General features: G+C 57.8%; 11 protein-coding genes and 1 pseudogene. 3 read left to right on the top strand and 9 right to left on the bottom strand.

Annotation, left to right across the window (positions count from 1 at the left end; all coding sequences use genetic code 11):
• Positions 1 to 152: 152 nt before the first annotated feature.
• Positions 153 to 956, top strand: coding sequence for an APH(3'') family aminoglycoside O-phosphotransferase (locus BLU15_RS20470; protein ID WP_090297568.1), 804 nt, complete (start codon positions 153 to 155; stop codon positions 954 to 956).
• A gap of 191 nt (positions 957 to 1147) precedes the next feature.
• Here BLU15_RS20470 and BLU15_RS40030 read toward each other — a convergent pair whose 3' ends face one another.
• The 6 genes from BLU15_RS40030 to BLU15_RS20435 form a co-directional block, all read right to left on the bottom strand.
• Complete coding sequence (locus BLU15_RS40030) at positions 1148 to 1444, bottom strand: hypothetical protein (protein ID WP_090297565.1); 297 nt, start codon at positions 1442 to 1444, stop codon at positions 1148 to 1150.
• A 164-nt stretch (positions 1445 to 1608) separates the two neighbouring features.
• Positions 1609 to 2691 (bottom strand): nucleotidyltransferase family protein, encoded by a 1083-nt coding sequence (locus tag BLU15_RS20460; protein ID WP_090297561.1) that lies wholly within the window; start codon positions 2689 to 2691, stop codon positions 1609 to 1611.
• Entirely contained in the window at positions 2678 to 3787 is a 1110-nt protein-coding gene (locus BLU15_RS20455; RefSeq protein WP_090297559.1) for a phosphoenolpyruvate carboxykinase (ATP), read from the bottom strand. The genes BLU15_RS20460 and BLU15_RS20455 overlap by 14 nt, the downstream gene beginning before the upstream one ends.
• Positions 3788 to 4152: 365 nt before the next feature.
• Positions 4153 to 4335 (bottom strand): hypothetical protein, encoded by a 183-nt coding sequence (locus BLU15_RS39015; protein ID WP_143034237.1) that lies wholly within the window; start codon positions 4333 to 4335, stop codon positions 4153 to 4155.
• Between the two features lie 279 nt (positions 4336 to 4614).
• On the bottom strand, positions 4615 to 4920 hold the full coding sequence (locus BLU15_RS20445) for a DUF1236 domain-containing protein (protein WP_090297556.1): 306 nt from the start codon (positions 4918 to 4920) through the stop codon (positions 4615 to 4617).
• A 1047-nt stretch (positions 4921 to 5967) separates the two neighbouring features.
• Positions 5968 to 6393 carry a hypothetical protein gene (locus BLU15_RS20435; RefSeq protein WP_090297553.1) on the bottom strand — a complete coding sequence of 142 codons (426 nt, stop codon included), beginning with the start codon at positions 6391 to 6393 and terminating at the stop codon, positions 5968 to 5970.
• A 104-nt stretch (positions 6394 to 6497) separates the two neighbouring features.
• Between BLU15_RS20435 and BLU15_RS20430 the strand changes: the two genes are divergently transcribed.
• A complete protein-coding gene (locus tag BLU15_RS20430; protein ID WP_090297551.1) occupies positions 6498 to 6815 on the top strand; it encodes a hypothetical protein in 318 nt (105 codons plus the stop codon).
• Here BLU15_RS20430 and BLU15_RS20425 read toward each other — a convergent pair.
• From BLU15_RS20425 to BLU15_RS20415, 3 genes and pseudogenes are all read right to left on the bottom strand, one after another.
• The gene (locus BLU15_RS20425) at positions 6812 to 8872 is read right to left on the bottom strand and encodes an ATP-binding protein (RefSeq protein ID WP_244546786.1); all 2061 of its coding nucleotides are present in this window, start codon (positions 8870 to 8872) and stop codon (positions 6812 to 6814) included. The genes BLU15_RS20430 and BLU15_RS20425 overlap by 4 nt on opposite strands.
• The gene (locus BLU15_RS20420) at positions 8847 to 10355 is read right to left on the bottom strand and encodes an ATPase domain-containing protein (RefSeq protein ID WP_090297548.1); all 1509 of its coding nucleotides are present in this window, start codon (positions 10353 to 10355) and stop codon (positions 8847 to 8849) included. Before BLU15_RS20420 ends, BLU15_RS20425 begins: the two co-directional genes overlap by 26 nt.
• A 121-nt stretch (positions 10356 to 10476) precedes the next feature.
• Positions 10477 to 10695 (bottom strand): annotated as a pseudogene (locus BLU15_RS20415) (IS1595 family transposase); the annotation flags it as partial.
• A 354-nt stretch (positions 10696 to 11049) separates the two neighbouring features.
• On the opposite strand from BLU15_RS20415, the gene BLU15_RS20410 reads away from it, so the two are divergent.
• The gene (locus tag BLU15_RS20410; protein WP_090297545.1) at positions 11050 to 12579 is read left to right on the top strand and encodes a DUF1254 domain-containing protein; all 1530 of its coding nucleotides are present in this window, start codon (positions 11050 to 11052) and stop codon (positions 12577 to 12579) included.
• Positions 12580 to 12664 lie beyond the last annotated feature (85 nt).

The following is a 12664-nucleotide window of genomic DNA, read 5'->3' as shown; positions in this document are numbered from 1 at the left end:
ACGCCAATGGTAAAGCACCGGACGTACAGCGTCGGGTCTCAAGCGGCAGGTTTCGCAAGAGTATTTCGGTGGCGAGATTCAGCATGCGCGAGAATTGTGCCTAGTGATCCCGTCGAGGGGGGCGATTTACAGTCAAATCAAAGGAGCCTCAGTTGGATCTGGCTTTTGTCTTTCTTGAAAAATTGCACTCGAACTGGTTGCCATTCAGAGGTGGAGAATCCGGCAATATCGTTTTTCAGCGTGCCAATGCGCAGGCATACGCAAAAATTGCTGCTGCAGCTCATCGCACCGAACTTGCCGGGGAGCGCGACCGACTCATTTGGCTACAAGGCCGAGGTGTGGCTTGTCCCGAAGTAATCAGTTGGCGGGAAGAACAGGAAGGCGCGTGCCTGGTGATGACGGCAATCCCCGGAGTGCCGGCAGCAGATCTTTCAGGATCCGACTTGCTCAAGGCATGGCCGTCGATGGTGGAGCAACTTAACGCTGTTCACGGCCTGTCGCCAGAGGACTGCCCGTTTGAGCGTAGGTTGTCAGGAATGTTGGCACGCGCTGTCGATGTGGTTTCCCGCAATGCCGTTAATCCTGACTTCTTACCAGACGAGGACAAGCATACGCCGCAGCCCGATCTCTTAGCTCGGATCGAACGAGAGCTAACGGTACGTCTCGAGCAAGAAAGCACCGAATTGACGGTTTGCCATGGTGATCCCTGCATGCCGAATTTTATGGTAAGCGCCGAAACTCTGCAATGTACAGGTCTGATTGACCTTGACCGACTTGGAAAAGCGGACCGCTATGCAGATTTGACGCTGATGATCGCCAACGCTGACGAGAACTGGGCTTCCCCAGCGGAAGCAAAGCGCGCTTTCGATATCCTGTTCACAAGTTTGGGGATCGACGCTCCTGATCGTGAACGCCTTGCCTTCTATCTGCGCTTGGATCCGCTCACTTGGGGGTGATGCATATGCCAACAAAAATTCCCCCTGATTGGCATGCTGCCCAACCAGTTCTCATTGCAGACACCTTTTCAAGCTGCGTTTGGAAAGTCCGATTGCCAAGTGGGACTCCCGCGCCACAACTGCCGCGGCGTGGGCGGCAACCGGCGTGACCGCCGCTTCATCTCATGAACTCACGACGAGCTAAATGTGGTCTAAGGACGTCCGTTCATTTTGCTGCTGCTCTGCGATTGACCGGCACCCGGCCCCCCTTGCGAAACACCACGCCCGTGGCTGCTTCCTTTATTTGTCGAACTCGGGCCGTTACCCCACCCATTGTTTCCGTTGCTGCCGCCACCGCCACCACCGGAAGAGGCAATCGCTTGCGACGTCAGGCTAGTTGACAGAAGCATTGTGACGACTGGTGGGGTTACGACCGCAAATCGACCGCAGCCCTTCAGAAACTCGCGCCGATCGTGGTCACTTCGTGATTGGTTGATTTCTTCGGCCATCTGCCCTCCCACCCGTCCAACGGATGTCACCTATATTAGAGATAACTACTTTTACATTAAAAGCTACGAGTTATCCATATATCTTTAGATATAACTGGGGTGCACTCCGCGTATCTACCCACGGTCAATGCTCGGTTGCAAACCCGACAGGTCCCCCCAATCGGCTACAGTTTTCCGGGAGGCTTCGCGCGGAAGTTGCGCCGCAATTCGCGAGCCTTTCGCACAAGCTCCCGGCGCATTGAAGGATAAGGCTCGCCCCCGAAACGATCCCAGGAACGATAGTGGGTAACTTCCGACATGAGAGTGAGGAGCGTGAGCGGAGGCCTCAGGTAGCCACAGCCGAGCTGAAATCGCCGCCGGGCAAACTGGATCCTGGCCGTCGATCCCACTCCGCCAATAGCCGTTCGGTCAAGGCCGAAAAGCGCGGCGGCTGTTACGATTTGGGTCTCGACTGCGTTCCTCTCATAGCCGTTCGCGAAAAGCGCTTTAAGTCCGTTCCAGTCGACCGATGACGCGCGGGCAAGCGTTGCTATGTCCAGCAGATGGCGCAGGTCGAGTAGCCCGCGCCAATAGTCACCATCTTGAAACTGATCGTGAAGAATTAAAAGAATGATCTGCGCAAACGCCGTTGGAACGCGCACACGGCCTTCGCCAATAACGACCACGCAACTATCGCCATAAAGCCATTCCGCGTCGCCGAAGGAGGCCGGCCCTTTCGGTCGACACTGAAGATCAATGCTTCCGACATCCGTTGGACGGATCAGGACGACCGGGAGATGATATTCCGCGTTCCCTGGCCAGGAACCTTCACCGGAAGATAGCGCGACCTCATATCCCTGACGGCACAGTGCTTTTGATGCATCTCGCATATCCTGGGGGCGGACAAGAATGTCCAAATCGGTCAGGAGCCGTGCCCCAAGCGCTTCAGGGGCCGCACTCGCAAGGATGGCCGTTCCCTTCAGCACGACGGGCTCTATACCGATCTCGTTCAGAGATGCGGCCGCCTCGCCCAGCTGAGCCTTCAGTCTGCAATTTCGCTCAGTGTTTCGCCGGTATATCATCGACAGATAGTTAGAGAGATCCTCCGGCAAGTGGGGTTTGGCGTCCTTCACCACGCCTGCAAGTGAGGTGATCGTCAGGCTCCTGTTCGCAAGGGCTACGATCCCGTCCCAGTTCGCCTCTTTCGGTATCTGCCCGTTGAGGCAGGAGGCGAGCGTAACCAGATCGCGCCAGCTATTGCCTGTCATGAAGGCGCCTCAATGTCTCCACGGCTCTATCGAGGGAAGAGTAGGTCAGCTCGACGGTGCGCGCCTGTGAAACCATATCGAGGAGCCGCTGAAACTGCGGCAAGGCGAGGCGACGCTCTGGCGTGTGCGCACCGGCCAGTAGTTCCGCAAGGGCACGTATGGGCTCAACGTCGCAAACCTCGACTGGCCGCCCGGAGCGACGACGGCGGATCAGCACGACAGCTGCAGGCTGAACCCGCTCGTCTGCAGCATAGGGCAGCCCTGTCGGATAGCGCACACGCTTATTGTCGAGCCGCCTATGGATTGGCGCTGCCAGAATTGCATCCGACATGTGGCCGAGCAGCCCCCAAGACCCCTGCTTCAACGCGGGCGAGAAGGGCACTCCCACGAGCAGGCCATCTTCGTCCATAAGCGCGATATCATCTCCGCCGTAGGTGAAACCTGCCGCGAGCAATGCCATGGCGAGTGTCGTCTTGCCGGCCCCCGCCGCGCCACAGATCAAGAGGCCTTTGCCGTTCTTGACGAGCAATGCCGCGTGAAGTGCGACATTCAGGCCAAGGTTAGCAAGAATTTCGTCTGTCACGAGCGCCTTGATCGCTGGGGCAACCTCCAAGCCAGCAACAATCATGCCCGACGAACGATGTCGGCTGATGCATACGCGCTTGCCAAAACGCGCGACGTCGTACGCAGCCGTGTGTGAGGTAGCAGGATCTGCCCTATTGTGGGCGAAAATCGGGACAACGAGGTCGCGAAGCTCTTGATCATAGAAGGCGAGCGATACGGCAGTACCTTCGAAATCAAATGTCTGGGTGTCTAGTGGATTGCCCTCGTGCTCATCAAACATGATCTCCAGCAGATTCCATCGTGACAAATACGCCAGGTAGTCTTGCACCGACGCGTGCGCACGCGCTCGGCTTAGGCCCCGTGCCACCAGGGCGTCTTCCAACTGATGCGCCCGGGCGGGCTCGGCGAGGAGGCAGGTAAGAAAGGCGCTCAACTCATTGAGTTGGAAAATCTGCTGGGACGCTTCGTCAAAGATAGTCTTGCGTTCCCCAAGCAAGAAAAAACTTGCACCTGCGAAGAGGCGGAACTTCATCGGCGCTTCTCGTTCGCTAAAGACAATTGAATCCACATTTCCAATCGAAAATATACTTGCAAGAGGCGGGCGCCCTCAATCTTATGAAAATAGTCGCTCATCTGTGAGCGTGAGGAGGACGACGACCTCTGCCTGCAGGTCCGAGCACACCTGTCTGTATTCGCTGATCAGCTCTACGCGCGCCGGGTACTCCTGCATCAGGTCGTCGAGCGTCGTCGCGGCGAGCGCGTACGCCTCGAAAAGATCTAGGAGGCAAGGTTCTCTGGCTTGACGCAGCTGAGGGCGATACCGGGGTAAAGCCATCCCCAGACGGGCTCGACCTAAATGCATCAATCTCATGGTTGCTCCCTCGCTGCAGCTCAAGGCTATTTTGACGTTGGGGCGGGTGTCGGAAGAACAATGGCACTGGTTTGTTGAGGATCGTTCGAGAGCGTGCTGCCCACGAACAGATAGGCTCCGATGACAACCATCGCCAAGAGCAGGATACCGATGGGAAATCCTGTAGAAAATTTTCGCGGTGGCTCGCCGTAGCAGTATGGTTCGTACATTGTCGATCCTCCTGTCGGCAACGACACCAGAACGAACCGAAGGGCGGGTAGGCTGCCCCGGCGCCGTTGTCGGCCTATGGAGCACTGGATGGATTGCCCACAGGCTGAAGCTAAAGTAACGCGATGATATAGGACGACTACGGATTAAGACCTTTGCGGACCGATTATGGGACTAAAGTCCATGCAGACCATCTCCTCGATCTCATCTCTTATCGCCGTTCTTACTTCGGTAGCTGCAAAGTGCCGTCCCTTCCCCGAAAGGAAGGGACGTGCTTTCAGTCATTCGATCACGCGAACGATCTTGCGAGTGCCTGGATCTACCAGCACGGTGCGATTATCGATGACCACATAGCGATATTTGATGTCCGGCGCATCAAGGGTGTGCAATTCCACCGTCTCGGGGAGTGCGGAGCCCACATTAAGCTCAACGCCCGGAAGATTGATGGAAGCGAGGGGTTTCTTCTTCACATATTCGCGAACGACCGTTTCCTGCTCTGGCGTGACTAGGACGGTTTGAGCAAAACCAAAGCCGGAAGCCCCAAGCAGAAACAAACCTGCAAGGGCAGAACTGACAACCTTCTTCATGTACGTCTCCATCTGTTTTGAATTCCCTGCTCTCAAAGAGGGAACACTTTGCAAACGTTCTTGGGGAATTACCGTTCCAGGGTCAGACTTCAGTCGCATGTACTTAAACTTAGGTCTTGCCGGCTGCCCAGACCATAGTCTGGCTCGGATCGGCTAAACGAGGCCCAGGCACTTGCCTCCTCCTTTTGACCCTGCAACGCCGCGGTGCAACCCTGGTCGACTGGCCGCCGCTAGGACGCCTTGGAGGTGGGACGGCTATCGGCTCGCCATGTTGAAGCGGCCAACGTGATGGCAATCACCCGTGGCGGTTACCACTGGACGAAAAAGTCGGCAGGATCGTCGCCGAGGCGCGCGAGCTCGGCGACGATGATCCTTGATGGCGAGGCGGTTGTTCTCGACGGCCAGGGCCGCTCCCACTTCGGCCTGCTTCAACGCGCGGTTGGCAGGCATCCGAGCCGGCACGATGCCGCCGAAATCATCTTCTTTGCCTTCGTTCTTCCGTATCTATCTCGGGATGATGCCACTTGCCGAACGACAGCAACTGCTCGAAACCGATCGTATCTGGGAGGACTGGCGCGATCCGCTTCTCGGAGGAAGTGCACGCCTACGGCGTCGCGTTCTTCCGCGTCGCGTGCGAACACGGGCTCGAAGGGATCAAGCCAAGCAGGGGGACGCGCCCTATCGATCGGGGCGCCGGCCGGAGCGTCAGAAGATCAAATGCGTGCCTCGCGACACCTGGTGATCGTCGGCTATGGGGCGCGACAGTAACTGGCGCCATTGGCCGACTCCTGCTGGCGGCAAAGAAGGGCGCGGAACTCGTGTAGGCTGGCGGCTACGGTGCCGGATGGAACAAAAGGGAAACCGTGCAGCTTCGCGAGCTTCTCGACGCGATGCCGGCGAAGCGCCCGCCAGTTGCTGAAACGAAGGGGCGCCATTTTCTCCGAACCCCTACCGAGCATGGACCCATGACCGCACGCTGCACATCCGTCATCTAAGAGGGTCGGCGAGCGAAACGATAAGGACGACGTTTACCAGCTCAATTGATCTCTACCGCGGTCGACGCCCCAGGCGGAGCTCCACCATCAGGCCAACCAACCACCTTCTGACATCCGAGGTCGCAATAAATTCTTCTACATGGTCGATGGCGTATTCGAGCGTTTGTTCAGTCAGAGCAGTCGCCTCACTCGGCGAGGTAGTCAGGCTCCGCGCCCATGCCGACAAATCAGGCAACAAATCTACTACGCTGGAGTTGCCGCTGCCCCTCATCGTGAGGCTGAACTCCTTCAAATGCGTTTCGAGTTCCCGCGCATCACGCGTGCCGGTCATGAACAATTCGAGGGTGTATCGGGCCAGCCACTCTCCCTCGTCGCTTTGGCGGCTTATCGCGCGCGCACTCAAGACCTTCTCATAGACCGTGGAAATTACAGTGAAATCTTCAGGAAGTATGTATCCGGATTGCCGCGGAACGAACATGGCGCAATCTCCTCCAGTGGGGCGAAAGCGCATTTTGATCTTCCAGCCGCCGGAGCCCTTCTTAAAGTCCAGCGATGATCACATTGTGCGCCTCTGAAGGCTCAATGGAAAGGAACTTTGACATATCGAGCGGAATTCTGGTTTTCCAGTTGTATGGCTGCTTCGCTTGCCGATCCCTTGGCAGCTTTCTGATGGATGAGTTTCGTGGCGGCGTCAGCGACGAGGCGGAATTATTTGAAATAGCGATGGCGGTGAGAATGTTCGTCACGGCCGGCACCCGTCACTTGTCAAATCGCCTGCAGTCGCTTGAGCTTGATCAAGTAGAAGCAATGGCGCGCCACCCAAGTTGGGGGGCGTCTAACAAGAGGACGTCACGATCGGCACTGTGCCAAAGCCATTCATCACCTACCGCGTTGGTCTAAATTAGACCCCTGAGGACACTCTCGATTTCCACGGCGAGTTGTTGCTGACTGTAGGGCTTTGCGAGTCTCGCCACGTCGAAATCGATGCCGGGTGGCAGCTCGGCATATCCCGATGCAATGAGAATTGGAAGATCGGGAAATAGGTCGCGCGCGGCATTTGCGAGGTCTCCCCCCGTCATTTCCGGCATAGAATAATCCGTGATGAGCAGGTCGAAGCGCCCATCGTCCTTAAGATGGGCGAGTGCCTCCTTTCCAGAATGCGCCTCGACCACCTCGTGGCCCAGATCGACGAGCATGTCGACCGAACTCATGGCGATCAAGAAATCATCGTCCACGAGAAGAACGCGTAGCGGTCCTACCTTTTGGTCCGGTTCCGCGACCTCCGTGTCCTTGGACACGACAGGGCTGTCGTCCGAAACCGGAATCCAGAGTTCGGCTCTGGTGCCTTTCCCTGGCGTGCTGGTGAGCCGCAGTGCTCCTTGAAGCTGAAGCGCGAGGCCATGAATCATCGACAAGCCCAAGCCCGTTCCCTTGCCAAGTTCCTTGGTCGAGAAGAACGGCTCTATCGCCTTTTGCAGCGTGTCGTCATCCATGCCGTGGCCCTCGTCGGCAACGGAGAGCACGCCGTACCGACCCGCCGCGAGTTCGCCCTCCTGATTCGCCAAGTTCTCAACCTGAAGCGCTATGCGGATCGTCCCGCCGTTGGGCATAGCATCCCGGGCATTCACCACGAGGTTGAGAAGGGCTAGCTCCAGTTGGTTGGAGTCAGCGAGTACCGGATCCATTCGCTCGGGAATGCGAATTTCGATCACGATGCCCGTGCCGACTGATCGATTAAGGAGATCGGTCATCTCCCTCACCAACTCGCCCAGATCTACAGGATCGACACTGAGGTCCTGCCGGCGCGCGAATGCCAAAAGCCGCTGCGTCAGCGACGCACCGCGCTTTGCGCCCTGAAGCGCACCATCGATCAGACGCTCGGCTTTCGCGTCACCACCAGTGTGTTTGCGCAGGAGTTCCAGGTTTCCTAGCACCGCCATCAAAAGATTGTTGAAATCATGAGCGACTCCACCTGTCAGTTGACCGATAGCCTCCATCTTCTGGGCCTGCCGAAGCTGCGCCTCGGCACGCTCGCGCTGGGCCACTTCCGCCATGACGGTTCCGTGAGCCTTGTGCAGTTCGGCCGTTCGCTCGGCGACACGCTCTTCAAGGATTTCGTTCAATCGCTTCTGCTGCTCTTCGGACGATACCCTGGCGGTGATATCAGAAGAGACGCCAACCAACTTGACCGCGTTCCCACTCCGGTCGCGAGAAAGCTGCGCGCGCATTTCCGCCCAATGAATGGACCTGTCGGGCCAGACGGTACGATATTCGATTGCATAGTCGGCCCCGCTCTCGATGGTGGCCTGCATCGCCGATTTCACTCTCTCGATATCGTCAGGATGAGTGGCGGCAAGGAGGTCGCCATAGGTAAATGTCCCGCCAGCGCTCCTGCCAAACACTCCCCGACAGGTGATCGATGTCATCAAAGCATAGGTGGTGAGGTCAAGTTCCCACGCACCCAGATGACCTGCCTCAAGCGCCGTCTTTAGCCGCCGTTCCCCCTCGTCCAGCGCCTCGATCCGGAGTCGAGCTTCGTACTGGCGTCGGCGGCCCCGCAGCGCCGACCTCGCAACGCTGATGAACGTCGTGGCATGAAATGGTCGTTCAACAAAGCTGACGTTCCCCAGCACCTCCAACAGACGGCTAGCGGAAGGGTTACGCTCAGGGCCACCTCCTCGATGGGTCAAGATGATGAAGGGAAGGTCGGACCAGCTCGGTTGCGATTTGATCCACGCCGAGAGCAGGCGAAGGTCGGCCGACCGTAAGGCCTCCTCCGTCACGACGGCAAAAGCGATATCCTCATCCAGAGCCGAGACGAAAGCGGCAATGTCCTTGCCGATTTTCGGCCGGATGCCGGCTTCCGACAAAAGCGCAGCCGCGATCTGCGCGTCCCTTCCCAAAGGGGCATGGATCAGAGCAATGGCGTCTCTATTTGGAATCGTCCTCGCCCTCACTGGACTTCAGCAGCGGTTGTTTCTCACCGACAAAGGTCGGGACGCCGCGTAACACGCCCTGGAAATCCGAAAGCGGATCTCCAAGCGAAAGGCCGCCCTGGCCGATCGTAAACTCCCTTATCGTGTCCTCGTGTTTGCCGGTCCGCTTTTTCACGACGGAGATCGCCCTCCTGACCTTGCCGACCGCCTCGAAGTAGCGCAGCAGAACGACGGTGTCGGCGAGATAGGTCACGTCTACCGGCGACTTCATGTCACCGACCAGCCCATGCTGCGCCACCGTCACGAAGGTGTTCGCGCCCTGGCGGTTCAGATACTGCAGCAGCTCGTGGATGTGGAGGACGAGCGCGCTTTCTTCGGGCATGGAGGCCTGATAGCCGTTGATGCTGTCGATGACGACCGTCTTTGCGTCAAATCTGGTAACGTGCTCGCGCACACGCTGGGCGAACTCGCCAGGTGAAACCTCAGCTGCATCCAACTGCTCGATGTGAATCGAGCCGTTCCGCTGGTAGTCTTCCAAGTCAAAGCCAAGGTCTTTCATGCGCCGGAACAGCAGCCCCAGTTCTTCATCGAAGATGAAGAGGGCGGCCTTTTCGCCGCGCTTGACGGCCGCCTCGACGAATTGAAGCGCAAAGAGACTTTTACCCATGCCCGCAGGACCGATCAGCAGCGTGCTCGATCCCCGCTCGATGCCGCCACCCAGCAACGCGTCTAGTTCAGCGATCCCGCTCTTTAACGTAGAGCGCTCGAACTCCGTGCGGTGCTCGATCGCTCGCAATCGCGGAAAGACCGAAACACCTCCAGTCTTGATGATGAAGTCGTGATAGCCACCGCGGAATGCCTGGCCGCGGTACTTGGTAATCCTAAGGCGGCGTCTTTCCGAACCATAGCTGGGCGCCAGTTGTTCAAGATGAATAACCCCGTGCACTACGCTGTGGACCGTCTTGTCGAGACTGTCGGAAGTCATGTCGTCGAGAAGCAAGACCGTGGCGCCCGTAGACGAAAAGAAGTGCTTCAACGCCAGGATTTGCCGGCGATAGCGAAGGGAGCTTTGGGCAAGCAGCCTGATTTCCGAGAGGCTGTCGAGCACGACGCGGTTCGGCTGAACCCTTTCGAAAACCTCAAATATCATTTTGGTGGTCTCGCCGAGTTCCAGATCCGACGAGTAGAGCAAGCTCTGCTGTTGTTCGGCGTTCAGCAAGCTCTCAGGCGGAACGAGCTCGAATATTTCGATATTTCTATGGATTTCCATCCCGTGCGACATCGCACTGTCACGTAGCTCATCCTCGGTCTCGGACAACGTGATATAGAGACATTTCTCACCGAGAGTAGCGCCCTGCTGAACGAACTGCATGGCGATCGTGGTCTTCCCCGTGCCCGGCGCACCCTCGAGAAGGAATACGTGGCGACGTGACAGACCGCCCGAAAGGATGTCGTCCAGCCCCTCTACACCTGTTTTGGCCTTCGACATTACGCTTGTGTCCATTTTTGCCCTCCTTTGACACAGGTAACTAGCGTCGAGCGGTGCGAAGGCAACAGGCGAGCCAATCGAGATATTCACAAAAGCAGCACGACCGAAAGGTCTTCGAGTCGGTACATGGCCCTGATCAACCAAAGACAGCGACTGCTGTTTTGACGATGATCCCACCATCCGGACTTCTTCGCAGTTGACGGCCGGTCGCGACGCGAAAGATTTGCAGCAATTGCAGCGCCGGCGGCACTCGCGACCACATGGTTTTCATGCGTTCCCTGCCATTTCGGGTTTTACGAACAGCCTGGCCGGTGACAATGCGCTGTGACCAGCGGAAACCGATCTCGTGGAAATACGGGTTGTCTCCGCGGTCGACAAATGTCGCCGCACAATGGTCTTCGCAGGTCGTATCTTCCTAATGTTTGAGGCGCAGTCTCAACGAGCTGCCGCCACCGCCTTCAGTTCCTTCATGCTCCGCCTCCGATTTCCAGCGATGTCCATGAGATCATGTAGCGAAGGTGCGAGCCAGTACGTAACTGTAAATCGACGCGCAACAACGGCGCCGTTTCGCGGCGACCATGGCTCGCTGTAACTGTTACGTACTTGCCAACTGCCGCGTGCACGCCCCTCAATCTAACACGTTTAAACACTGCGCTCGGCGCGACGCCTCACTTTGGATACCGAGAAGGGAGAGACAGGGATGACTGGAATGACATCGCGATTGGTGAAATCGGCGGTCCTTGCCGTCCTAATGGCAATCGGCTCGAACGCCCATGCGCAATCGTCACGATATGACGAATTGTCGACCGTTCCACTCACCGAAGGCTACCTGTCGAAAGAGGACAATGCCAAGCTCAAGGACGAGCTGCTGTTCCAGCGAGCCGTCCAGAGCTACCTCTGGGCCCAGCCTGCGCTCAACATTTTTGCGATGAAGGAAGGCTCCGAAAAGCTGTTCGGCAAAGGCTACAACGTCCTTCCGGTGTGGAAGGAACGCCTCAACGCCAATACGCAGGTGACCACGCCGAACTCCGACGTGATCTACGCCATGGGCTATCTCGACCTGAAGCAAGATGGACCGATGGTGCTCGAGGTCCCCCCGGGTCTCCAGGGCATTCTCGACGACTTCTTCCAGCGCCCCATCTGCAACCCCACCCCCGTGGCGGAAAAGACCTGGTATCCGGAGCCCTACGCGAAGGACATCTGGTGCGGCGACGTCGGCCTTCCAGGTCCCGACAAGGGCAAAGGCGCCAACTATCTCGTCATTCCGCCGGACTATCAGGGCGAGATCCCCAAGGACTTCATCGTCTACAAATCACGCACCTACAATGTCTTCGTCTTCTGGCGTGCCTTCTTCAAGGATCCCGCCAATCTCTCTGAGCCGGTCGATCTCGTCATGAAGACAAAGATATACCCTCTCGGCAAGAAGGACACCGCCAAACCGATGGAGTTCCCCGACGGTTCCAAGGCATCTCCCGACATGCTCTATCCGACCGACGGAAGCGCATTCGACATGCTGTCGCGTTTCATCGACAGCGAATATGTCGACCCGGCTGACGCGGACATGCGGGGCATGCTCGCAAGCATCGGCATCATCCAGGGGCAGCCATTCAATCCCGACCAGCATGCCCGCGACATCCTCGACAAGGCGGGCAAGACCGCGTTCCGCATCGGTCGCGCGATCGCCTACGATCCACCGCCGATCGTGCCGAACACGCGCTGGTACAAGGACCGCCAATGGGTCAATCCGTTCCCGGCCGATACGGAGTTCACCGGCCCGTCCTTCAAATACATCGACCTTAGGACCGGCTTCTTTGCGCTCGCCTATTCGGCGAGCCCGGCGATGGCAGTCAACATGGCCGGCATAGGAGCGAAGTATCCAGTCGCCTTCACGGATGCCGATGGCGATCCGCTGTCCGGCGGCAAGTCCTACAAACTGCATCTGCCCAAGGATATTCCAGCCGGAATCTTCTGGTCGGTCACGGTCTACCGGCCGGACACAGCCTCGGGCCTCGCCAACGGCCAACCCTTCCCGTCGCTCAACACGATGGACAAGCCTGTGGCCAATGCCGACGGCTCCTACGACATGTATTTCGGACCGGATGCGCCGAAGGGTCACGAGAAGAATTGGCTGAAGACCAACCCCGGCGAAGGGTTCTTCGCCATCCTCCGGCTCTACGGACCGAAGGCGCCCTTCTTCGATCAGTCGTGGAAACCGGGAGACCTGGAGAAGCTTCAATAGCACTAAGTCGGTGTTCCAGCGGCGACTTGGGTGTTGCACTAGCCTGTCGCCGCCACCGTCGTCCACCCGTTCATACAAAGGGAAG

This window comes from Ensifer sp. YR511 (assembly GCF_900103045.1).
GTDB lineage: Bacteria > Pseudomonadota > Alphaproteobacteria > Rhizobiales > Rhizobiaceae > Ensifer > Ensifer adhaerens.
Note: the sequence above shows the minus strand (reverse complement) of the source record. Positions and strands in the feature narration are given on the sequence as shown.